A 21,899-nucleotide genomic window follows, 5' to 3' on the forward strand; every position below is an offset into this window, starting at 1 on the left:
GAAGTTCAGACGCGGGAACGTGGGGTAAGGCGGGGACGCGGACGGCGTGGCGCTGCAGCGGTGACGGCTCGGGACGCCAGCGCAGCCGGTGTGGGGGCCTCGAACAGGTCGCGGACGCTAACCGCCCAGCCCGCGTTTGCAACTGCGGCGACCACCCGAGCCGCTGCCAGGGAGTGCCCCCCGATGGCGAAGAAGTCGGTCGTCCGCCCGACCCCGGGGCATCGCAGGACTGTTTCGTAGGCCTCGCAGATGGCGCGTTCCACATCGGTGAGCGGGGCGACGAGGTCGTCATCGGGTGCGCTGTCTCCGGGTTCCGGGAGAGCCGTGAGGTCGAGTTTTCCGTTGACCGTCAGCGGGAGCGCATCCAGCGCGATGACGTGCGAGGGCACAGCGTGTGGGGGAAGTTCGGCCCTGGCGCACTCCAGCACGGCGCCGGTGGAGATCCCGGCAGGAGTGACGTACACGACGAGAGCCGGCTGGCCCGCCTGGTCCTCGCGGACCATCACGTGCACCTGCTCCACCCCCTCGACGGCACGCAGCACGGAGGCGATCTCGCCCGGCTCCACCCTAAAGCCGCGCAGCTTGACCTGCTCGTCGCTGCGACCGCGGTAGATCAGTTCTCCTGCACGGTTCCAGCGCACCACATCGCCGGTGCGGTAGACCCGTTCCCCACCGCCATCGGGGTCGGCGACGAAGCGGGTCGCGGTCAGGCCTGCGCGATCGCGGTAGCCGAGAGCGACACCGGGTCCCCCGATGTAAAGCTCACCGTCGACCCCGATCGGGACCGGTCGTAGCAGGGAGTCCAGCACGAGCAGGCGCGCACCGGCCAGTGGGCCTCCGATGGGGGGTGCGTCCCGACCAGCTGTGAGCGGCCCTGCCACTGTGGCCGCGACCGTCGCCTCCGTCGGCCCGTAGGCGTTGAACATCGAACGTCCAGGGGCGAACCGTGCGACAAGCTCGGCGCTGCACGCCTCGGCACCGACCAGCAGGGTGTCGAGCCCGTCGAGACCGGCGGGATCGACCGTGGCCAGGGCGCCCGGAGTGACCAGGGAGACATCGCAGCGTGACAACCACTGCGCCAGTTCGTCGCCGACGAGCACACCGGGCGGTGGGACGACGAGGGTGCCTCCCGCGGGCCAGGCGAGGCAGAGCTCCAGGATCGATGCGTCGAAGGCGAGGGAAGCGAGTTGCAGCACCCGTGTGCCGGGGGTGAGGCCGTAGCGTTCCTCCTGTGCCCGGGCGAAGGCGCCCAGTCCGCGTTTGAGAATCTCGACGCCCTTGGGTTCGCCGGTCGAACCGGAGGTGTGGATGATGTAGGCGACGTCACCTCCGCAAGGTGCGACCTCCGGCAGGCAGCCGTCGCCGTCCGCATCGGCCAGATCGAGCACGGGGGTTCTCGTACCGGCTCGTTCCAGGGCCTCGACTCCCCCGCCTCCGGCCAGCACCACCCGCATGTCGCAGTCCTCGACCAGCCGGCGCAGACGTGCGGCGGGATGGGTGGCATCCAGCGGCACCGGAACCGCCTGTGCCCTGGCCACCGCGAGCAGAGCGACGATCGTGTCGGCGGAACGCGGCACACACACCCCGACCCGGTGGCCCGGTTCCACGCCCTGTGTCCGCAGCCACCCGGCCATCCGGGAGCTACGGAGGTCGAGTTCGCCATAGGTGAGGTGACCGTCATGCGCCTCGACCGCGAGGGCGTGCGCGCCGGCACCGCGCAACGCGTCGGCGAACAGGGTCTCCAGGCCAGCCGGCACGAGGTCCACCTTCGTGGGCATCCCCCAGGACCGTATCGCTGCCGTCTCCCCTGGGGCATGACCCCGCAGCTCGTGCATGCGCAGCGACGGATCGGCGACGACACGCTGCGCGAGCAGGACGTATCTGTGCAGGATTGCCGTCACGGTCTCGTCGTCGAACAGGTCGCGCGAGTAGTCGGCGACGACGCCGATGCCGTCGCGACGCTCCTCCAGGGTGAGGGTGAGATCGAATTTGGATCCCACGACAAGGTTGCGGGCACGCGCCACGTCGAAGAGCGCACCCGGAACCGCCTCGCGGCGGTGGTCCTGTGTGGTGAACATCACCTGGAACAGGGGATGGCGTCCCCCTGAACGGTCCGGGTTGAGGCGCTCCACCACGCTGTCGAAGGCCACGTCGGCATGCGCCAGGCAGTCGGCATCGGAGAGTTTCAGGCGAGCCAGCAGCTCTTCGAAGGTCGGATCCCCCGACAGATCGCTGCGCAGGACCACCGTGTTCACGAAGAACCCGACGACGTCCTCGAGTGCGCTGCTGTCGCGACCGGCGGTGACGGTACCGACCACGATGTCATCGCCTGCCCCGTGAAGGTTCAGCAGCGCCGCAAACACACCGTGCAGCACGACAAACGAACTGACACCGGTCCTACCAGCCAGGGCCGTCACTCCACGCTGCGTCGCGGCGTCGATCTCCGCGCGGACCTGTCCCGCCCCCCGTCCGGATGCCTTGCCGCGCGCACGATCCGGCGGGAAGGTGACCTCCTCCGGCAGCGAACCCAACCTGCGTTCCCACCACGTGGTCCGTTCGGCCAGGCGAGCGGGATCGGTCGCTGCCGCGGCGCGCGCCCAGTCGTGATACTGCAACGCCGGTTGGGGCAGTCGCGGGTCCCGCCCCTCCGAGCGGGCCACATAGGCCGATTCCAGGTCACACAGCAGCGGCTCCATGGACCAGCCGTCCGCGGCGATGTGGTGCAGCACCACGACCACCGAACAACCGTTCCCGCTTCGGATCACGCTGACCCGCACGGGCAGTTCCTCGGTGAGCCGGAACACGTGACGCGCCGCCGCATCGATGGCGGCTGCGGCATCCGGGGTACAGATCTCGTCGATGACCGGAACCAGGGCGACCGCCTCCGACGCAGGGATGATCCTCTGCGCCGGTTCGACGCCCGGCAACACCACGCTTCGCAGCGGCTCGTGACGGGCGACGACGTCCCCGAGTGCGGCCTGCAGGGCCGGGAGGTCGATGTCATCGGCGTCGACGACAACAGGAATGTTGTAGACGGGTGAAGGTCCGTCGATCTGCTCGACGAGCCACAGCCTGCGTTGAGCCTCTGACATGGGCACGATGCCATCGGCGGGCCGGGGTGCCTGCGTGATGCCGGTCGCCGGGGCCCCGCCACGGGCACGGGTGAGGAATCCACGCACGGTCGGCGCCAGCAGCACGTCACGCATGGCGACCCGAATGCCAGCCGCGGCCAGCTGCGAGACCAGTTTCACGACGAGCAGTGAGTGCCCGCCAAGACGGAAGAAGTCGTCATCGGGCCCGACCCGGGAAACCCCGATCACCTCCCCCATGATGCGGCAGGCCTCGGCCTGTTCACCGTCTTCGGCCGCTTTCCCCGAGCCGCTCAGGGACGGGGCAGGAAGGGCATCCCGGTCAAGCTTGCCGTGGATCGTGGCGGGAAGCCGGTCGAGGACCACCCAGTGCGACGGGACGGCATGAGCCGGCAGCGAGGCGGCGGCATGGGCGCGTATCCGTTCCACGTCCACCCCGGCTCCGGCGACGTGAGCGACCAGCGCCTTCCCACCGGCGAGATCATCACGCAGCGACACCGCGGCCCCTGTCACTCCCGGGGCGGCGCCGAGGACCGCCTCGACCTCACCGGGTTCGATGCGGAAGCCGCGCAGCTTGACCTGGGCGTCGTTGCGTCTAACGAAGTGGAGGCGTCCCTCTCCGTCCAGGCGGACCAGGTCGCCGGTGCGGTAACGACGGCCACCGTCCGGCCCCGCAACGAAACGGGACGCCGTCAGGCCGGGTTCGCCGACGTACCCGCGGGCGAGACCGGGACCGCTGATGTAGAGTTCGCCGACCACCCCCGGGGCGACGGGACGCAGGGTGGTGTCCAGCACCTCCAGTCTCGCGCCGTATACGGGTTTCCCGATCGGCACGGAGACCCCGTGGGGTCCGCGGAGACGGTGCCCGGTTCCGAAGATCGTGGCCTCGGTGGGTCCGTAGAGATTGACCAATCGGGTGCGCCCTGCCACAGCGGTGGCGAATTGTGCGGGAAAGGCCTCCCCTCCCAGAACCAAGGTCATGCCCTCCGGGATGCTCGAGGGGTCCAGGGTCAGCGCGAAGGATCCGACCATGAAGGCGTGGGTGACGCCCAGCCGCGCCCACTCGGCCACCAGCGCGCCACCAGAATCGCGGTGCTCGTCGGTGATCAACGCGCAGGCGGCACCGGTCAGCAGCCCCATCGTCACCTCGAGCACGCTCGCGTCGAACCCCGGGGACGCCGCCTGCGCCACGACCGTTCCCTCCCCTACACCACACCACCGGCGTTCGGAGGCCACCATGTCGGCGATCCCCGCGTGGGTGACGTAGACCCCCTTGGGACGGCCGGTGGATCCGGAGGTGTGGATGATGTAGGCACCGGTGTCGGGGGGCAGGGTCGCACCGGGGCAGTCGGTGACCGGGGCGATGGTGGTCAGCAGATCCGTGATGCCGGGGTCATCCGCGACGACCAGGCGCTGCCCGTCCCAGCGGGCCGCATCTGCTACAAGCGTGATGACGATGGCCGCCGAGGTGTCCTCGACCACCATCCGCTGCCGTTCGTCCGGGTAGCGCCGGTCGATCGGTTGCCACACGGCCCCCAGCAGGCTCACCCCGAGGAATGCCGCCACTTGGTCCACCCCGCGCGGAAGCGCGCACGCGACAACGTCCTGGATCGCCACGCCCCTGCTGCGCAGCAGAGCGGCCCAGCGGCGGGCACGTTCGTCGAGCTCTGCCCGCGTCCACCGCTTCTGACCAGCGATCAGCGCGACGGCCTGCGGATCGTTCTCCACCTGCATGTTCCACAAGGATGCGATCGTGGCGCCGCCGACGGATGCCGGACCCACCATGTCGGCTGCCTCTCCGGGCAGCAGGACATCGCTTTCAGCCAGCGGCGCATCGGGGCGGATGGCAACCTGTCGCAGCACGGATTCCAGCCGATGGACCAGCCGTTCGGCGTTCTCGGCACCCACTTCCGCCGCGTATTCGAGGACCCCTGCGATTCCGTCCGGGTTACCGGCCCTGAAGCGTTCGGTGAAGGCCCACACCAGCTGGAAACGAGCGGCGGGCGCAGGGGTCGACTGTTGCCGAACCCCGGGCAGGTGCGGAAGCTCCAGGGTGGCTCCGGATGCACCGTGCGAGGCGTAGTCGGGAACAAATCCGCGCTCCCCTGCACCCATGCTGATCAGGACGTCGATCCAGGGGGTGCGCCCGGGTTCGCGGTTCGGGTTCAAGGCCTCGACAACGCAATCGAATCCGACACCGGAGTTCCGCATCGCCGTCAGATCGCTCTCCCGCAGCTGTGCGACCAATTCCGTGAATGTCCCACCGGGATCGACCTCACTGACGAGAACGATCGTGTTCACGAGTGGCCCCACCATGGCTGCCAGCCCGGCTTCGTCGCGCGCACCGACGGCGGCACCCATGCTGAAACGTCGCCCCGCACCGAGACCGGCCAACACCACCGCTATCGCCGCGTGCAGGACGACGAACGGTGTCGCCCGAAGTCGTTGCGCCAGGGCCAGCACCGCCTGGTGAACACGTGCATCGATGTCGAACGCGACGTACCCCGCTCGTGCGTGGCCGTCCTCGACGACGGGTATCTGCGGGCACCCGGCGGTAACGTCGCGTAGACGATCCCGCCAGAAGGCGATCTGCTCGGCGGTGGCCACCGGATCGGCGGCCCGGCGCACCTGCTGAGCCGCCACATCGGCGAACTGCAGCGGCAGCGGCTGCCACGGGGGCGCGGAGCCCCGGGAACGGGCCGCGTAGGCGGCATCGAGGTCGCGATCCAGCAGCATCATCGACCATCCGTCGCAGGCGATGTGGTGCACGACGAGCACGAACACGTGGTCGCTCGGTGTCCGCAGCAGGATCGGTCGGACGACCTCCTCGGCCAGGTCGAATCGGTCGTGCACGGCACGGGCCACGACCTCCTCTACCTCATCCGGACCGATCTCGCGAACCCTGATGCCGTCGCGGACGGGATCCGGCGCATCCACGCGCTGCCAGACCCGTTCGCCATCGCTGCCATAGCGGGTGCGCAGGATCTCATGGCGTTCCACCACGTCCAGCCAGGCTCGTTCCAGGACTGCGACGTCGAGGCCGCGCCCCAGACGCACGGCGGTGGGCACGACATATCCGGAGGAGCCGTCGGCGCATTCCTCGGCCAGCCACATCCGTTCCTGCGAAGGGGAACACGCCATCTGCCTGGCCCGCGGCACAGGCACAGGCACAGGTGTCGCGCTGGTCGGTCCGAGGTCATCGAGCAGGGCCGCGACATCACCGATGCGCGGCGACGCGAGAACATCCGCAATTACCGGGCAGAGCCCGGTGCGTGACTGCAACTCGGCGACAATCCGGGCCACATCGAGCGAATGACACCCCAGATCGACCAGCGAGTCCTCGACCGTGAGATCGCTGATTCCGGTGACCTGTTCCACCGCCTCCGCCACGATGCGTTCCGCGGTCGTGCGCGGCGGCTCCCCCGCTGCCCGCAGCCACACCGGTTCCGGGAGCGCGGAACGATCCACCTTCCCGCTCACGGTGAGGGGCAGGGCAGGCAGAACGGTCACTGAGGAGGGCACCATGTAGTCAGGAAGTTTCCGCGCCAGTGCGGCACGCAGCGCACGAGGATCTACTGTGGCACCGGGCAGGGGTGTGACGTGGAGCAGCAGTTTGTCGGACTGCGGACCACCTCCCACGGTGACGACCGCCCCTTTGATCCCGGGAAGCCCCAGGACCGTGGCCTCGATCTCACCGGGTTCGACGCGGAAACCGCGTATCTTGATCTGATCATCGGTGCGTCCGAGGTAATGGATCTCCCCCGTCTCGTCGATGCACACTCGATCACCAGTGCGGTACATCCTTTCACCGGGAACCAGCGGATCGGCGATGAAACGGCAGGCCGTGAGCCCGTGCTGCCCGGCGTATCCACGCGCAAGACCGGCCCCGGCTACATAGAGTTCGCCGTCCGTGGTCGGGGCCAAGGTCTCGTCCAGGACATAGGCGCGCATCCCCTCGATCGGATGGCCTATGGGCACGCGTTCGCGGGCCGGGTCGAGGTCATGGGAGTGCAGGCATGTGACAGTGGCCTCCGTCGGGCCGTAGGTGTTGACCATGCGCCGCCCACCACGCGCCCATTCCCACACCAGGGCTGGTGGGCACGCTTCGGCCCCGACGAAAAGGCATTCGAGGCAGTCGACACCTGACCCGCTGGCGCCGGAGAGAACCGGCGGCGGAACCAGAGCGTGAGTGATGCCCCAATTCTTCATTTGATCGGCCAGGGCCTGTCCACTCAGTCGTTGTGGTCCGGGCAACACAAGCGTCGCAGCCGCCCACCACGTACCGATGATGTCCTTCACGCTTGCGTCAAAAGAAAGGGACGCGGTCTGCAGAACTCGACTCCTGGTCGTCAAACGCCAGGACTCGGCCTGCGAACGCGCGAGTGCTTCCAGCCCGGAATGAGGAACCACCGTCGCTTTGGGACGGCCTGTCGTGCCTGATGTATAGATGATGTAAGCAGCCGCGGACGACGGAACCGACGGCCACACAGATGCTCCGGAGGACGCACTCACATCGCCCATGTCCACCAGATTCTGTCCCGAAGGAAAACTTTCCGCCGTCTCGTCGGTGACGACGATTGCCTGTGGACGGGAATCCTCCAGCAAGTAACACAGTCGCGACCGGGGATGAGCGACGTCGAGAGGAAGGTAAGCAGCTCCTGTGCGCACGATCGCCACCAATGCGACGATCATGGCAGCAGAACGTGGAACGCAGATACCGACGACGCATTCCGCTCCCCCGATTCCCCTCTCGACGAGCAGGTTCGCGAGCGCCTCTGCACGGGCATCGAGTTCACGGTAGGTCAGCCGGGCATCGTTGGCATCCACCGCGATGCCTTCGGGGTTGAGCCGGAGAGCCCGTTCAAAGATGGCGGAATAAGTCAGCATCAGGAATCCTTTGCACAAGGTCGGGTGAACCGGGTAGCGGAACACCGCACCGAGCGAGCATTCGGAAATCGACGAATTTCGAGCTCAGAGCGAGGAGCGGGAATCCATTGCCTTAACCAAGGAAGCGGGACGCATATCGGTCCAATGAGAGTCGACCCATTCCATCGCGACCTTCTGTTTCATGGGACCAGCGACCTTCACCCACCCCGAGGGAATATCCGCAAAAACAGGCCATAGCGAATGCTGATTTTCCGCATTGATCAGGACAAAGAAATCAGCATCTTGATCATCAAAGGGATTCACAATAAACTCCAGATATATTTGTATTTAACAAGGATTAAATTCGCGTAAGAATCACTGTTTTCTGGCGAAATGATAGCCACCCAAAAACATTAGGATTTACACTTAAAAACCTATCCGACAGCTACCACAAAGAGAGACCACAGCTTCTGATACATCGCACTAATAACATCGCGCATACACCCGAAGGCCACACCCGAATATCCAGGACAGCTCCATAAAACCCGCCCCGGGGATAACTCGAACTCCGACACAAATCCCAAGGAGGCCGAACAACCCGTTCGCCGATATCTATCACGAGACCTCGGAGCACAACCGGCACCGGCGGCACGCTCAAGGAACCGGAAACTGATCCGAGACCGGAGGCCCGGAGACACCCTCAAACGATGGAAGACCTCGCGCGGGCTCCCAGCACCGGTAGGGGCGAAACGGGCTGGACGAACACGGTGGGGAAACATCCATTACTCACCTCACTCTGCCCTGCACACCGGAGCAACCCGCACAGGGCAGCCACCCGGACAGGACGGACACGATCTAGGCAACGTGTTGGACGATCCGAACTTCCTCGACACCCACAAGAACCATGGCCATCGGAGCAGTCACGATCGACACTCATTCGATTACGACCGCTCCAACACGTCGAGTGACGGCATCGCCCCCCCACCAGCACACCACCAGAAATAGCGGCATTGGCCATCCCTCGGTCACGACCACAGACAGCACCTGCCGCAGGGCCCCGCGGTACACCACGGCCTCTCGGCGATGCAGCCATCGCGACATTCAGGATTCGCCACATGGCAACCTATGCTAATTGCCAATACGACATGACGCAACACCATTCGACAAATCAATCCGTTAACACCCGACCGAAGGTTGTTGAATACTTATCTTTCCGCTTCCTTAAGGCCTTCTCTGAATATTTACTTCCGCAAACTAATCTCCGGTCGAGCGCCAACGATTATCATCAACACACCTCCGCGCCACTACGCACAAGAACGCCTCGAAAGCAGCCTGGCTAAAAGTTAAATATCCAAAGATGAACACCTTCCGCGCCTTTCGTGAAGTCGGCGCCAACTCGATACATGATTGCTTCCACCAATCCCGACAAGATTCGCAAGAAAACCTCGAGAAACACACCAGGAATATCTCTTGCGGACGACGATGGACAACACCCGTCACCCACCCGCGACCCGCTCCACCGGGGAGATGGCGGCCTCGAACACCCCTGCGCGGCGAGATCCAGCGCAGCGAAGCCGCAGGTGCAGTTCACCAGCGATTCGGTGACATCTCGGCACTCGGTATGACAGTAGACTGTTCAACATGACAGACCTGACGCCACGGCGGGAGGCCACTGTCGGCCGCTTGGTCAAAGCTGCCATCAGCCAGTTCGCCGCCCGAGGCATAGACGCCACCAGTGTGGAACACCTGTGCGAAGCCGCAGGATTCAGCCGAGGCGCTTTCTACTCCAACTTCACTTCCAAGGACGACCTGTGCGTCGCGGTGGCCGAGCGCTACCGCGACAGCGTGCAGGCCAGTCTGCCCGAAGCAGTTGCGAGCCTGCCCTCTGACGAGGACCTCGCCCTGGTGGCCGATGCCGCCCTGGAGAGCTTCCTCAAGATCCTGTCTCCCAGCAGGGAGATGACGATCACCCTATTGGAGATCCGAATGCGGGCACTGCGGAGCCCCAAACTAGCTGACCACCTGGAACGGATCAACACCGAGACCCGCCCGGCACTGGTCAAGTTCGTGGACGACCTGGCCACGCGCCTCGGCATCTCCTTCGTGTTGCCAACGGAGTACATTCTTGACCTCTTCGAAGCGCTCTACTACTTCGAGTTCAACCGTTATGGAAAGTACAGCATCCGCCCGCTTCTGACCCCCCTGGCGCTGTTCCTCATGCGCTCGGAGGACTGACGCCCCGGTCACCTCGAAGGTGGATGTTGGCGGCAGCGACAGCCGGACCATGTGTCCTGGCATGTCGCAGCCGCTGGCATTCCTACAGAAACCGTCCGCGGCGATGCCTCAGCTCAGTCCGGCCCTCTCAGAGGGTCAGTTCCCGCAGCGTGGCGTAATCCTCCTTCGAGGGATGGGTGATGATCACCCTCGGCGGGTGTGTACCCGGATGGGGTGCGACGAGGTGGGGCAGCTGCGAGGTGACCTCGGCGTAGGGCACATCCAAGACAGAGTGCCCGCGCTCGAAGGCGATCACATCCACCAGCGGAACACTGGCTCCGGGCACGTCCTCGGGGACGAAGGCCATCGAGAAGAGCTCGTCGTCATGAACGTAGAGATCCTCGTAGTCGGCCACGTGATGGGCGTATTCCTGCTGGACGGATTCCTTGAGAGCGTTGTAGACACGCCCCTCCGCGTGTTGTTTGAGCCTTTGCAGTCGCCTTCCGAGCTGAGAGGTCTTCGGGGGCAGACTCAACTGCCACCGCCGATTGGCCACAACATGGGGCAGCGGATGGAGACCGTCGCGGGCGAGGACGGCCTCCTCCAGGTCATCGAGGAGGTCATCCCAGCGATCCGTCGCAACATTGACCAGGAAGACGTCGTTACGACGGGCGGGGATAACCGCCCAAGCCGTACCAGTGCGCTCGCCGAGCCTGCTCAGGAGTTCCTCCATGGCCGCGGCATCCGCGAACCAGGCCGCTTCATTTCCCGGCGGAGCAGTCAGGGTCAAGACATCGGGTCCTAGCCCCATCTCAGAGAAGGCCATGGCCTCCTCCATGGTGCGCAGGTTTCCGATGGCCCTGCTTTGGAGCTCGATGTCGTACTCCGCGATCCGGTCGCCCGGCAGTTCCGTCTCGGGGACGACACGCAGGGTCGTGGGTTCGTCGATGGCCAGCCCGAAACCGATGAAGTCGGTGAGCCATCCGACCGCCGCCGGAGCCAGCTGCCCCTGCGCAACGAAGTAGTCGGCGCTGCGGACCAGCGGGACGACGGCCTCAAGATCCATTCCGCCCGCTTCCCCGGAAGCACTCACGACGTCCACAGCACGATGCACCCGGGCGACGCGGGCCGCCTCGGGCTCGTTGGCGCGAACCGGTTCAGCCAGACGGGGATCGATCCCGATCACTTGCTCATCCTCGAGGCGCAGCATCAGCATGTCCGAATCCGGCTCCCCGGCTTGAGGCGCATCCAGCACCTCAACCACACCGGGATGCGTCGCGAGGATCCTGATCGCTTCTTCTCGACTCATGAGGCTGACCATACGTGCGGGAGACACGCCGCCGAATGATTGACATCAAAACTGGCCACCTGACCGACAGAGACTGGACAAATACTTGCTTATTTGGAAAGTATTTGTTATTTTGTTAGCAAGTGATGGCCCACGGTTTCAGGAGGACGACATGACCACTCACCCAGATCCCACACCCGAGGAAGCCGCCGGCATGTTGCGGCAGGCCGAGACCACCCTCACCCGGACCAGGGGAAACGCGGGATGGCCGACGATAACCACCCAGATGAGCCTGGGTTCCGCCACCTGCGTGTACCTGCTGGCCAATCGCGACACCCATTTCGACGCCGTCTCCTTCATCGGCATGATGGTGTGGCTCCTGGCACCCCTGATCTTCGTGGTCGCGTTCAGCAAGGTCGCCAAGAACGGTTTCGGGATTCGCTGGGGCATCTACATGGCGGTCTGGACCCTGTGCTGGAGCATCTCCATGTTCTTCCCCACCGCCGCGGTCCGGGTGCCGCTCGCGGCGGTGATCGCGGTCGCGTCCTTCGTCGGCGCCCTCGTGGAGGCACGCCGATGAGCACCGAACATCCCCGCCACAACCTGGTCGACGAGTTCACCAACCCGGTTCGTTTCTCGCTGGTGGCAGGGCTGGCCGGGGTCGAGCAGATCGACTTCGCCACCCTGCGCAACCACCTCCAGGTCTCCGACTCTGTGCTCTCCCGCCAGGCCAGCCAGCTCGAAGGCCTCGGGATCGTCGCCGTCCGCAAGGGTTACATCGGGAAACGCCCCCGCACCTGGTTCAGCCTCACCCCGAAGGGCCGCAAGCTGTGGAAGTCTCACCTGGCGGCGCTGCAGGCCATCGCCGAGGGCTCCGTCCCGACCACCTCGGGGGAAGGTTCCTGACAGGCCCGGCCCGATTTCCCGCGACGCTTCGGCCAAGCGGGCAGACTGGGTGGCATGACCATCGAGAAACTGATTACGGAGGCCCCCGGACAACCGGACTTCACCAACAACGCCTGGATCATCGGCGATGACCGGGACGTGATCGTCATCGATCCGGCCCACCAGCCCGACCGCATCGCGCTTGCCGTCGGTGACCGGAAGGTGAGGGCGGTACTGCTGACCCACGGGCACTGGGACCACGTGACGGCGGCCCCGGCCTTCGCGGCCCTGATGGGCGACCCGCCCGTCCACCTGAACCCCGCTGACGAGTTCCTGTGGCGGGAGACCCACCCGCACGAGGCGTTCCGGCCGATCACCGACAGCGACGAGTTCACGGTCGCCGGGATCACGCTACGGGCGGTCGCGACCCCGGGGCACACCCCGGGCGCGACGTGTTTCGTCACTGACGGGGTGGTTTTCACCGGTGACACCCTCTTCGAGGGCGGCCCGGGGGCCACCCACTGGGATTACTCGGACTTCGACCGGATCATCGCCTCGATCCGAGAACGCCTGTTCACCCTGCCCGACGACACCGTCGTCAACACGGGCCACGGCCCCTCCACGACCATCGGGAAGGAACGCCCGCACCTGGACGAGTGGATCGCCCGGGGATGGTGAGAGCTGCCACCTGGCCGCGTCCAATCCCGAAGGGGCACTCCTGGCGGACGCTGGTCGGGGAGGGCTGGCCCGCCCACGTGCGGGTGCTGCATCCCGCGTCGCGTTGGATCGACGGCGTGGAACACCCGGTGCGATGGCGGGAGATCGCTCCGGAAGGAGTGTCCATCGCGACCGCTGGTTGGTTCGAGGTCTCCGGGATCAGGCTGCACGAGGGAACCGCTGGTCCGGGTTGGGACCACGAACCGGACATCGGCCCGAGTCCCCTGATCCTGCCGGTGTTGCTCCGGCAGATACTGACCGGCTGCTCGGAGGGCCGCCTCTGGATGGGCGAATGGGACGGGTGGGGCAGCCGGAGACGTCCCGCAGTTTCCCGGTCGCTGACGGTTCCGGGGCGGAGATACCACATGACCGCGACGTCACCGCGGGAGCTGCTGACGAGCCTGGATCCCGACCGTCTCCCGGACGTCGTCTGGGATGAGGCCGGAACCTTCATCATTTTGGCGGACATCGACCTGCCCAGCACCATCGTCGGCTGCCGCGAGGGAATCGCCGAAGGCCTCCTCCGGAACCCCAACCTGGAGGCCGTGCGGGTTGACGGCGGGGCACCCATCGTCACCTGATCCCGTCCCTGCGGGCGGTCCGGGTTCTCAGATCGCACCAGAGCCCGTGATCCGTCCCGCTCCACACAGGGGCCGGTGAAATGAACCGAGCCGTAAACCCACCTGCGGGTTTTTCACAACTGGATGGCCGCCAGGCGGGCACGGTCCTCCGGGCCCGGGCGGTCGATGATGAACCGGGGCGGATAGGAGTGTGGGTGTGGCCGCACCAGGTGGGGCAGCTCAGCGACCAGATGTTCGAACCACACCCGGTGGGCGGTTTTCTCTCCGTCCAGGAAATCCACCAGATCTACCCGAGGAACGCTCGTGGTTCCGAGATCCAGGGGAACCTCCGAGAAGGTCACCACATCGTCGGCGACGAACCGTCCCAGGAAGTCGCTCATGAGGTCCACCTGGATCTCGCCGTGACGTTGCAACACGTTCCGGCACGCGCGATAGACGACGTTCTCAGCGTTGAACTTGAGGGTGTGAAGACGACGCCGCACCTCAGGTTCCAACGGCGGAACGTACTCCTGCCACTTGCCGTCGACGACAATGTGCGGAACCGGGTGGACAGCCTCCCGGGCGTCAATCTCGGGTTCCATCAGGTCCATGAGCTCTCCCCAATGCCGGGTCATGGAGTTGACCAGCCACAGGTCCTTGCGGAAGGCCGGAACCGCGACCCACGGAGTACCTGTTTTCCCGGAGTAGTACTCCAGGGCCTTGCCGACGTAGGCGGCCTGAGCGAACCACGACACCTCGTAGGCGGGAGGGTTCTTCACCGCAACGACATCGGAGTCGTATCCCGCGTCCTGGAGCAGCATGTCGTGGGCCAGGGCCCCGAAGTTCTCGAAGGCCCTGCTCAAGAACTGGAGGTCTTCGAGGTCCGTCCGGGGCTGGGGCAGTTCATCCTCGACGATGACCCGCATGCTGGAGGGTTCGTCGATGACGAGTCCGATGCCGATGAAGTCGGTGAGTTTCCCCACCCGCGCCACCCGCGCCCCGCCCCGGTCCATGAAATAGGAGGCGTCGCGCACGATGGGCACCACGTTCGTCAGGTCGAGTGGGGGACGGTTGATGCTCTGCTGCCACATCTCCTCCAGATGTTGGTGCACCTGGGCGACAAGTTCCTGCTCCGGGATCCCGGTTCCGCTGGATTGAAAGAGGTCGGGGTTGATCCCCAGACCCGTGCCGTCAACCATCTGGAAGTGAACCATTCCGAGTTCCACGAACCTCTCGGGCTGCGGCTGGGGAACCTCAGCCACGGAGGGATGAAGAGAGACGATCCTGATGAGTTCTTCCGGCGTCATGTCCCGAGCTTAAAGGACCCCGACTCGCTCCGGTGGCGCAGCGCTTCTGCACGCCACACCGTCCTTTGGGGATCGACTCCCTAGACTGGCCTCAACCGAACCAGGAGACTGCGACATGAAGGTACTCATCACCGGCGGGGCCGGATACATCGGCAGCACCGTCGCCTCGGCCTGCGAGGACGCGGGCCACGACGTCGTCATCCTCGACGATTTCTCCACCGGGCGCCGCGAGTTCGTCGGCAAGCGCCCCCTCTATGAGGGCGACATTGCCGACGACTCCCTGCTCGACCGGCTCTTCGGGGAGCAGCAGATTGATGCCGTCGTGCACTGCGCCGCGAAGATCATCGTGCCGGAATCCGTTTCCGAACCACTGGCCTACTACGAGAATAACGTCGCCAAGACCGTCACCCTGCTGGCCGCCCTGCAGCGCAACGGCGTCGAGCGGTTCCTGTTCAGCTCCTCCGCCTCCATCTACGCCCCCGACGAGAACTTCGTCGTCACCGAGGACTCGCCGCTGCAGCCCGGCTCCCCTTATGCGCGCACCAAGTTCATGGTGGAACTGATCCTTGAGGACTTCACCCGGGCCAGTGACGTGCGAGTCGCGTCGCTTCGCTACTTCAACCCCATCGGCACCGACCCGAAGCTGCGCAGCGGCCAGCAGCTGGAGAAACCCTCCCACGTGTTGGCGAAACTCCTGGAAGCCTGGGTGAACAAGGAGACCTTCACCGTCACCGGTGTCGACTGGCCCACCTGCGACGGCTCCGGTATCCGTGACTTCATCCACATCTGGGACCTCGCCCGGGCGCACGTCGCTGCCCTGGAACACTTCGACGAGGCCACCGCGACCGGCCCCTACCAGGTGTTCAACATCGGCACGGGCAACGGCGTCACCATCAAGGAGTTGGCGGCCTCCTTCGAGACGATCACCGGCGACCCGTTGAAGGTTCGTTTCGGCGATCCTCGCCCCGGCGACGTCGCGGGTGTCTACACCGTCTCCACCAAGGCGAAGGATGTACTCGGTTGGAAGGCGGAACTCACCGAGACCGACGCTGTGCGCGACGCCATCGCCTGGTTGCCCGTACGCAAGGAGAAGTTGGGCTATTGAGTGGTATCAGGAGGGGTCGGTGGCCTCGGCCCAGAGTTGACGGCGTTGCTCGGCGCGGCGCCGGTCCAGCAGGCTCGTGGCCACGCAGACGCCCGCCAGCAGGAGAATGGTCCAGAAAAGTTTGCGGATCATGGCACCAAACCTACCTTCCCGAAATTAATTTCGGATGGCATTCAAGACCGGAGTGGGGGTGGTTCGGGGTGATCCGCGACCACGGTCCGACGTCGCTCCTGCGCGCCCCTGAATAGGCTTGCCGATCATGATGACCGATCTCTCCGAGGCGCATCGCCGCTTGCTCGTGGATGCAGCGACGGCGCTGGGGGCGTTCCTGTTCCTGGTGGTTCCCATGGTTGCGTTGGGTCTTCCGGACTGGGTCGCCATGTTCGGCTGGTCGACTCTCATGGTCGTCTCATTGGCGTTTCGGCGTATCAATCCGCTGCTGGCCGTGGTCGTGTGCGCGGTGGCAGGAACCGGAATGGTGATCCAGGTCACCACCCCAGTACCCGCAATGCTGACGGTACTGGTGGTCATCTTCTCTGCCGCCAGGCACCTGAGCCTCACCGCCGGTCTGGTGGTGATTCCCCTCGGAATCGCGGCCTCCATCATCGGCCCCTTGTCATGGCTGGGCCGGATCCCAGAGGGACAACGGTTCCTCGCGGGCGGGTTGCTGAGCCTGCTGTGCCTGTCAGCGATGGTCAACGCCTACCTGCTCGGTAGGCGGATTACGGTCCAGGGCCACGTGGCCAAACTCGACGAGGCCCTCGCAGAGGAACGCTTCCTGGCCGGAGAACGCAGCACCCAGGATGCAACAGAACTGGCCGACGGCAGGGCCCGCGCCGAGGTGGCCCGGGAACTGCACGACGTGGTGGCGCACTCGTTGTCGGTGATCGTGGTGCAGGCCGAAGGGGCGAAGGCCTTGGCCACCAAGAAACCCGAGGCGGCCATCGAGGCGTTGGACGTGATCGCCCGCACGGGTCGCAGCTCGATCGAGGAAATGCGCCGGATCGTCTCTCTGCTCCGGGGCGAGTCCGATGCTGATTTCGGGCCATCACCGTCACTGCCGCAGATCCCGGAGATGGTGGCCAAGGCCGGCCCTCGGATCAGCCTCGAGATGCCGGAGGAGTTGCCGCCTGTCCCGGAGTCCTTGGGGTTGACCGTCTTCCGCGTGGTGCAGGAGTCGGTGACAAATTTCCTCAAACACGCCGGCCCGACCGCCCAGGCCAGCGCGACGATCACCTGCGAACCAGAAGCCATCGACATCCGCGTCACCGACGACGGGGTCGGGGTCCAGGCATCGACCGAGGGCCGGGGAGCCGGAGTGAGGGGGATGCGCGAACGTGTCGCGGCGATGGGCGGTACCTTCAAGGCAGGACCACGCACTGGTGGCGGCTACGAAGTCAAAGTGCGGCTGCCTCTGCCCTCCCAGCTGGGACGGGGCTGGCTGAAGTGAGGAGGAATGGATGATCAGGGTTCTGCTGGCCGATGACCAGTCGTTGGTGCGCAGCGGATTCCGCATGCTGATCGACTCCGCCGACGACATGGAAACCGTCGGCGAGGTCTCGAACGGGGCGGACGCGGTGATGGTGGTCAAGTCACAACCGGTCGACGTGGTGCTGATGGACATCCGCATGCCGATCATGGACGGCACCGAGGCCACCCGCCAGATCACGGAACTCGGCGGGGAGACGAAGGTGCTGGTGCTGACTACCTTCGATCTCGACGAGTACGTCTTCGCAGCCCTGCGCAACGGGGCCTCCGGATTCCTACTGAAGGACGCCCTACCAGACGACCTTCTGGGCGCGATCCGCACCGTCGCCGGCGGCGGAGCGGTGGTGGCTCCGACGGCGACACGGCGCCTCCTGGATCACGTCGCCCCGAAACTGCCGGCTGGTAAACCCCGCGACGATTCCCGGCTCGACGGACTGACCGAGCGGGAACGCGAGGTGCTGATGGAGGTTGCGCACGGCGCCAACAATGCCGAGATCGGCTCCCGTCTCTACATGGCCGAGGGCACCGTCAAGACCCACATCGGTCGGCTGCTGGCCAAGCTCCAGGCCCGCGATCGCATCGGGCTGGTGCTGATCGCCCACGACTGTGGCCTGCTGGACTGACACCGGTTGAAGCCGTTTGAGCCGGATCGCGAGGAACGCGCAAGCAGGTCGTCTCAACCACCGTGATACGGACTGGTGTCAAGACGACCTGCTCCAGAAGGTCACCGGTTCAGCCGGTGCGCGACTTCTCAGCCGACGATGTCCTCCGCGACAACTCGGGCGGCTGAGGCGGCGGCATCGGTGGCCTGTTCCTCGGCGGCCAGTTCAGCGGCGATCCGCTTCCGGTAGTTCGACTTCTCCTGCTCCAGGCGGGCCTCGTCCCAGCCGAGGACCGCGGCTGCGATCTCAGCCACCTCGTCGACAGCGGCGCCGCCACGGTCGCGGGCTTCGGAGTTGAGCCTCACCCGGGCGACGAAGATGTCCTCTAGGTGGAGAGCACCCTCGACGGCGCAGGCGCGATGGACCTCGGCGCGCAGGAACTGCGGGGCAGCCTCGAGGGGTTTGCCGAGACTCGGGTCCTCATCGATGGTGGCGAACAGGTCGGGCAGTTCGGAGCCGTAACGGCGCACCAGGTGTTGCAGCCGATCAGCATCGAAGCCGTATTTCACGCCCAGGCGGTGCGCTTGGTTCTCCACCGCGTCGAACCCTTCGGCACCCAGCAGCGGCAGCTGCGCCGTCACCGAGGGCCGCGCCTTCGCGAGGGACTTCCCCAGGGCGAAGTTGACGGCGTCCTCGGCCATCACCCGGTAGGTGGTGAGCTTGCCACCGGCGATAGCCACCATGCCCGGGATCACCTCGGTGACGGTGTGCTCTCGCGAGACCTTCGTCGACTTCGACTCATCGAGCACCTTCGGCTGGAGCAGCGGTCGCAGTCCGGCGTAGGTTCCGATGATGTCGTCGCGGGTCAGCGGTGGATCGAGGACCTCGTTGGCGTGATCCAGCACGTAGTCGATGTCCTCGGAGGTCGGCACGGGGTGTTCGAGCTGTTCGTGCCAAGCGGTGTCGGTGGTGCCGATCACCCAGTAGTGCTGCCACGGGATGATGAACAGCACCGACTTCTCGGTGCGCAGGAACAGGCCCGTGGTGGCCTTGATGCGTTCGCGCGGGATGACGATGTGGATTCCCTTGCTGGTGAGCACCTTCAACCCCCCGGTGCCGCCCGCGAGATCCTGGGTCTGTTCGGTCCACACGCCGGTGGCGTTGATGATCCGGTCGGCTTCGATGGTCAATTCGTTGCCGGTCTCCAGGTCGACGGCCTTGACTCCGCAGGCCCGACCGCGCCCGTCCTTGAGGATCTCGGTGACCTTGACCCGGCTGGCAGCGGCAGCCCCGTACTTGACGGCGGTGCGGATCAGCGTGATCACGAGGCGGGCGTCATCGACGCGGGCGTCGTAGAACTCGATGGCGCCGACGAGGGCGTCGCGTTTGATCTCGGGGAAGCGCCGCATGGCCCCGGCCTTGGAGAGGTGGCGCTGGATCGGCACGGTCTTGCGGCCTCTGGAGCCAATACGCGCGAGGGCGTCGTACATGCCGACGCCGACCGCGGAATAGGCGCGCTCGATGACAGGGGTTTTCAGCGGCCACAGGAAGGGCTGCGCTTCAACGAGGTGCGGGGCGATCGTGGTCAGCAGCCGGCTGCGTTCCCTGAGGGCCTCGGCCACCAGCTTGAAATCGAGGTTGTAGAGGTAGCGAAGCCCGCCGTGCACCAGCCGGGAAGAACGCGACGACGTGCCAGCGGCCCAGTCCTGAGCATCCACGACGGCGGTGTTCAGGCCACGCGCCGCGGCATCGAGAGCGATCCCCGCGCCGGTGACGCCGCCACCGATGACGAGGACATCGAATTTCTGGGAGGTCATGGCCTCAAGGGATGTAGCACGCTGTTCCTGGGACAGGACTGTCATGTGATGGCTCCTTCGCTCGGTGGTCCCAGCCTCCCTCCTTGCACGAACGTTCACAAACTGATTGCACATTCGTGCACACCGGTCATTTTCCGACACGGCGCACGTGCAAGGACGCCGCTTATCCCGGATGCCCCACAGGAACGGTCGGTCCGCACGGTGACCTTGGGTCTCGTCAAGAAATACCGCGATGACGACGAAACAGAACACCTCCAGCGGTGCGCGAAGCGGTACCACTGTGAGTGAAGGACATGACCAGGCGCGCTTCGCGCCCCGCCCCCGCTGCGAGGCCACGAACTAACACGACCGGGCGAATCTCGACGCCAAACTTGAGCTGATCCGTGCCAGGATCGACACCATCACCGCTCGCGGGTGCGAGGACTTCCACGACGGGCAGGAGACCTACGACGTCGCCTGCATGGTGATCATCCGACTCGCCGCCCTGCTCGAACGCCCCGAGTTCGAACCCCACATGGAAGCGGTCACCCAGCAGGAGCGCCTCGCCATCCGCACAACACGCAACATCGCGGCTCACACCGGATACCGGTCCATGAACGACGATCTGTTCTGGCTCGCCGTCACGCAACGGGTCCCCGCCATACTGGACCGACTCCGCGGACAGTGACGGCCTCTCCCACACCCGCGAGAAACGAGGACCGTGCGATCAGCGATTTCCTGCACCAGCGGGTGCGGAATTCCCGCTGCCAGCGGCACGGCACGCACAGCAAGAACGGGACCACTGGTGTAGACGACCCCGACCGACGCTGCCTAACCGGGATCCTGACACGGTCGGTCAGCGGGACGGGGTGCCCACCAGTGCCTGGTAGGCGGTGTTTCGTTCCGGGTCGCCGTCGCCCGTCGCGTCAGCCCGCGCTGGCTCCTCGGGGGTGGTCTGAGGGGCCGGTTCGGGTTCGTCGCCGAACATGGAACGGCGTCCCTCGAAGGCCCTGCCGAGGGTGATCTGGTCGGCATACTCGATGTCACCGCCAACGGGCAGCCCGGACGCGGGCCGGGTGACGCGCACCCCGAAGTCGCGCAGCATCCGCCCCAGGTAGGAGGCCGTCGCCTCGCCCTCGGTGTCGGGGTCGGTGGCGAGGATCACCTCGGTGACGGTCCCGTCGGCAAGGCGCTGGAACAGTTCGCGGCTGTGCAGGTCACCGGGGCCGCGGCCATCGATCGGGGAGATCGACCCGCCCAGCACGTGATAGGTGCCGCGGAACTCACCGGTGCGTTCGATGGCGACCACATCCTTCGACTCCTCTACCACGCACAGCAACGACCGGTCTCGACGCGGGTCGCGGCACACCCGGCAGCGGGTTTCCTGCGACACGTTGAAACACACCTCGCAGAACCGCGCCGCCTCCTTGACGCGACGCAGCACGTCGGCGAGCTGGAAGACCTCCTCCTCGGGCGCGTCGAGCAGGTGGAAGGCGATGCGCTGCGCGCCGCGCGGGCCGATGCCGGGCAGGCGACTCAGCTCGTCGATCAGGTCCTGGATGGGGCCCTCGTACAACTCAGAAACCCATTCCCGGGATCTGAGGGGCCGCGGAGGCAGCCGCCGAGTCCACCTGCTGGCGCGCCGACCGGAAGGCGGCGACGATCAACGCGGAGAGGCTCTCGGTGTCCTCCGGGTCACAGGCGGCGGGCGCGATGGTCACGTCCAGCAGCTCACCCAACCCGTTGAGCTTCACCGTGACGAGATCACCACCCGCAGCGGCCTCGAACTCCTTGGCAACCAGGTTGTCGCGGGCGGCGAGCATCTGTTCCTGCATCTGCTGGGCCTGGACCAGCAGCGCATTCATGTCGATTCCTTCGGTCATGGCGTCCTTCCGTCGCGCTCAATGATAAAAGGTCCCACGGACAAACGACTTCTCCCGCACGCCGATCGAGTCCCACAACCAGTTGAGCCAGCACGTGAG

General features: G+C 65.7%; 16 protein-coding genes and 1 pseudogene. 9 read left to right on the forward strand and 8 right to left on the reverse strand.

What is annotated here, in order from left to right:
* Positions 1-5 precede the first annotated feature (5 nt).
* Both V7R84_RS11400 and V7R84_RS11405 read right to left on the reverse strand, forming a co-directional pair.
* Entirely contained in the window at positions 6-7,976 is a 7,971-nt protein-coding gene (locus V7R84_RS11400; RefSeq protein ID WP_338569093.1) for an amino acid adenylation domain-containing protein, read from the reverse strand.
* 84 nt (positions 7,977-8,060) lie between these two features.
* Entirely contained in the window at positions 8,061-8,279 is a 219-nt protein-coding gene (locus tag V7R84_RS11405) for an MbtH family protein (RefSeq protein ID WP_338569095.1), read from the reverse strand.
* 1,317 nt (positions 8,280-9,596) lie between these two features.
* Between V7R84_RS11405 and V7R84_RS11410 the strand changes: the two genes are divergently transcribed.
* Positions 9,597-10,190 carry a TetR/AcrR family transcriptional regulator gene (locus V7R84_RS11410; RefSeq protein ID WP_338569098.1) on the forward strand — a complete coding sequence of 198 codons (594 nt, stop codon included), beginning with the start codon at positions 9,597-9,599 and terminating at the stop codon, positions 10,188-10,190.
* A 127-nt stretch (positions 10,191-10,317) separates the two neighbouring features.
* Here V7R84_RS11410 and V7R84_RS11415 read toward each other — a convergent pair whose 3' ends face one another.
* Positions 10,318-11,478, reverse strand: a complete 1,161-nt coding sequence (locus tag V7R84_RS11415; RefSeq protein WP_338569100.1) for a hypothetical protein — start codon at positions 11,476-11,478, stop codon at positions 10,318-10,320.
* Positions 11,479-11,629: 151 nt separating this feature from the next.
* On the opposite strand from V7R84_RS11415, the gene V7R84_RS11420 reads away from it, so the two are divergent.
* From V7R84_RS11420 to V7R84_RS11435, 4 genes are read left to right on the forward strand one after another with little or no spacing between them, the layout of a single operon-like run.
* Positions 11,630-12,037: a hypothetical protein gene (locus V7R84_RS11420; protein WP_338569102.1), complete on the forward strand. Its 408-nt coding sequence runs from the start codon at positions 11,630-11,632 to the stop codon at positions 12,035-12,037.
* Positions 12,034-12,363 carry a transcriptional regulator gene (locus V7R84_RS11425; RefSeq protein WP_338569104.1) on the forward strand — a complete coding sequence of 110 codons (330 nt, stop codon included), beginning with the start codon at positions 12,034-12,036 and terminating at the stop codon, positions 12,361-12,363. Before V7R84_RS11420 ends, V7R84_RS11425 begins: the two co-directional genes overlap by 4 nt.
* 54 nt (positions 12,364-12,417) lie before the next feature.
* Positions 12,418-13,020: an MBL fold metallo-hydrolase gene (locus tag V7R84_RS11430; protein WP_338569107.1), complete on the forward strand. Its 603-nt coding sequence runs from the start codon at positions 12,418-12,420 to the stop codon at positions 13,018-13,020.
* Positions 13,014-13,640 carry a hypothetical protein gene (locus V7R84_RS11435; RefSeq protein ID WP_338569108.1) on the forward strand — a complete coding sequence of 209 codons (627 nt, stop codon included), beginning with the start codon at positions 13,014-13,016 and terminating at the stop codon, positions 13,638-13,640. Before V7R84_RS11430 ends, V7R84_RS11435 begins: the two co-directional genes overlap by 7 nt.
* A gap of 113 nt (positions 13,641-13,753) precedes the next feature.
* Here V7R84_RS11435 and V7R84_RS11440 read toward each other — a convergent pair whose 3' ends face one another.
* Entirely contained in the window at positions 13,754-14,926 is a 1,173-nt protein-coding gene (locus V7R84_RS11440; protein ID WP_338569109.1) for a hypothetical protein, read from the reverse strand.
* A gap of 115 nt (positions 14,927-15,041) precedes the next feature.
* On the opposite strand from V7R84_RS11440, the gene galE reads away from it, so the two are divergent.
* On the forward strand, positions 15,042-16,031 hold the full coding sequence (galE, locus tag V7R84_RS11445) for a UDP-glucose 4-epimerase GalE (RefSeq protein ID WP_338569110.1): 990 nt from the start codon (positions 15,042-15,044) through the stop codon (positions 16,029-16,031).
* Between the two features lie 6 nt (positions 16,032-16,037).
* Here the strand turns inward: galE and V7R84_RS11450 are convergent, their stop codons facing one another.
* The gene (locus V7R84_RS11450; RefSeq protein WP_338569113.1) at positions 16,038-16,163 is read right to left on the reverse strand and encodes a hypothetical protein; all 126 of its coding nucleotides are present in this window, start codon (positions 16,161-16,163) and stop codon (positions 16,038-16,040) included.
* A 127-nt stretch (positions 16,164-16,290) separates the two neighbouring features.
* Here V7R84_RS11450 and V7R84_RS11455 point away from each other — a divergent pair, with 127 nt between their 5' ends.
* On the forward strand, positions 16,291-17,481 hold the full coding sequence (locus V7R84_RS11455) for a sensor histidine kinase (RefSeq protein WP_338569115.1): 1,191 nt from the start codon (positions 16,291-16,293) through the stop codon (positions 17,479-17,481).
* Positions 17,482-17,491: 10 nt separating this feature from the next.
* Entirely contained in the window at positions 17,492-18,142 is a 651-nt protein-coding gene (locus V7R84_RS11460) for a response regulator transcription factor (RefSeq protein WP_338569118.1), read from the forward strand.
* 128 nt (positions 18,143-18,270) lie between these two features.
* On the opposite strand, the gene V7R84_RS11465 is transcribed toward V7R84_RS11460, so the two are convergent.
* On the reverse strand, positions 18,271-19,983 hold the full coding sequence (locus V7R84_RS11465; RefSeq protein WP_338569120.1) for a glycerol-3-phosphate dehydrogenase/oxidase: 1,713 nt from the start codon (positions 19,981-19,983) through the stop codon (positions 18,271-18,273).
* A 415-nt stretch (positions 19,984-20,398) separates the two neighbouring features.
* On the opposite strand from V7R84_RS11465, the gene V7R84_RS11470 reads away from it, so the two are divergent.
* Positions 20,399-20,605 carry a hypothetical protein gene (locus V7R84_RS11470; RefSeq protein ID WP_338569123.1) on the forward strand — a complete coding sequence of 69 codons (207 nt, stop codon included), beginning with the start codon at positions 20,399-20,401 and terminating at the stop codon, positions 20,603-20,605.
* A 306-nt stretch (positions 20,606-20,911) separates the two neighbouring features.
* Here V7R84_RS11470 and recR read toward each other — a convergent pair.
* Together recR and V7R84_RS11480 are read right to left on the reverse strand one after the other, a co-directional pair.
* A pseudogene (gene recR / locus V7R84_RS11475) lies at positions 20,912-21,493 on the reverse strand (recombination mediator RecR); the annotation flags it as partial.
* 1 nt (position 21,494) lies between these two features.
* Positions 21,495-21,800, reverse strand: coding sequence for a YbaB/EbfC family nucleoid-associated protein (locus V7R84_RS11480; RefSeq protein ID WP_338569128.1), 306 nt, complete (start codon positions 21,798-21,800; stop codon positions 21,495-21,497).
* Between the last annotated feature and the right edge of the window lie 99 nt (positions 21,801-21,899).

Origin of the sequence: Arachnia propionica, assembly GCF_037055325.1 — a bacterium.
Taxonomy (GTDB): Bacteria; Actinomycetota; Actinomycetes; order Propionibacteriales; family Propionibacteriaceae; genus Arachnia.

Excerpts from the sequence above, each read along its gene's own strand:
- V7R84_RS11425 (WP_338569104.1), top strand. The coding sequence starts at position 12,034 with ATGAGCACCGAACATCCCCGCCACAACCTGGTCGACGAGTTCACCAAC.
- V7R84_RS11435 (WP_338569108.1), top strand. The coding sequence starts at position 13,014 with ATGGTGAGAGCTGCCACCTGGCCGCGTCCAATCCCGAAGGGGCACTCC.
- V7R84_RS11400 (WP_338569093.1), bottom strand. The coding sequence starts at position 7,976 with ATGCTGACTTATTCCGCCATCTTTGAACGGGCTCTCCGGCTCAACCCC.
- V7R84_RS11480 (WP_338569128.1), bottom strand. The coding sequence starts at position 21,800 with ATGACCGAAGGAATCGACATGAATGCGCTGCTGGTCCAGGCCCAGCAG.
- V7R84_RS11470 (WP_338569123.1), top strand. The coding sequence starts at position 20,399 with ATGGTGATCATCCGACTCGCCGCCCTGCTCGAACGCCCCGAGTTCGAA.
- V7R84_RS11410 (WP_338569098.1), top strand. The coding sequence starts at position 9,597 with ATGACAGACCTGACGCCACGGCGGGAGGCCACTGTCGGCCGCTTGGTC.
- V7R84_RS11440 (WP_338569109.1), bottom strand. The coding sequence starts at position 14,926 with ATGACGCCGGAAGAACTCATCAGGATCGTCTCTCTTCATCCCTCCGTG.
- V7R84_RS11460 (WP_338569118.1), top strand. The coding sequence starts at position 17,492 with ATGATCAGGGTTCTGCTGGCCGATGACCAGTCGTTGGTGCGCAGCGGA.
- galE (WP_338569110.1), top strand. The coding sequence starts at position 15,042 with ATGAAGGTACTCATCACCGGCGGGGCCGGATACATCGGCAGCACCGTC.
- V7R84_RS11450 (WP_338569113.1), bottom strand. The coding sequence starts at position 16,163 with ATGATCCGCAAACTTTTCTGGACCATTCTCCTGCTGGCGGGCGTCTGC.
- V7R84_RS11415 (WP_338569100.1), bottom strand. The coding sequence starts at position 11,478 with ATGAGTCGAGAAGAAGCGATCAGGATCCTCGCGACGCATCCCGGTGTG.
- V7R84_RS11430 (WP_338569107.1), top strand. The coding sequence starts at position 12,418 with ATGACCATCGAGAAACTGATTACGGAGGCCCCCGGACAACCGGACTTC.
- V7R84_RS11465 (WP_338569120.1), bottom strand. The coding sequence starts at position 19,983 with ATGACAGTCCTGTCCCAGGAACAGCGTGCTACATCCCTTGAGGCCATG.
- V7R84_RS11455 (WP_338569115.1), top strand. The coding sequence starts at position 16,291 with ATGATGACCGATCTCTCCGAGGCGCATCGCCGCTTGCTCGTGGATGCA.
- V7R84_RS11420 (WP_338569102.1), top strand. The coding sequence starts at position 11,630 with ATGACCACTCACCCAGATCCCACACCCGAGGAAGCCGCCGGCATGTTG.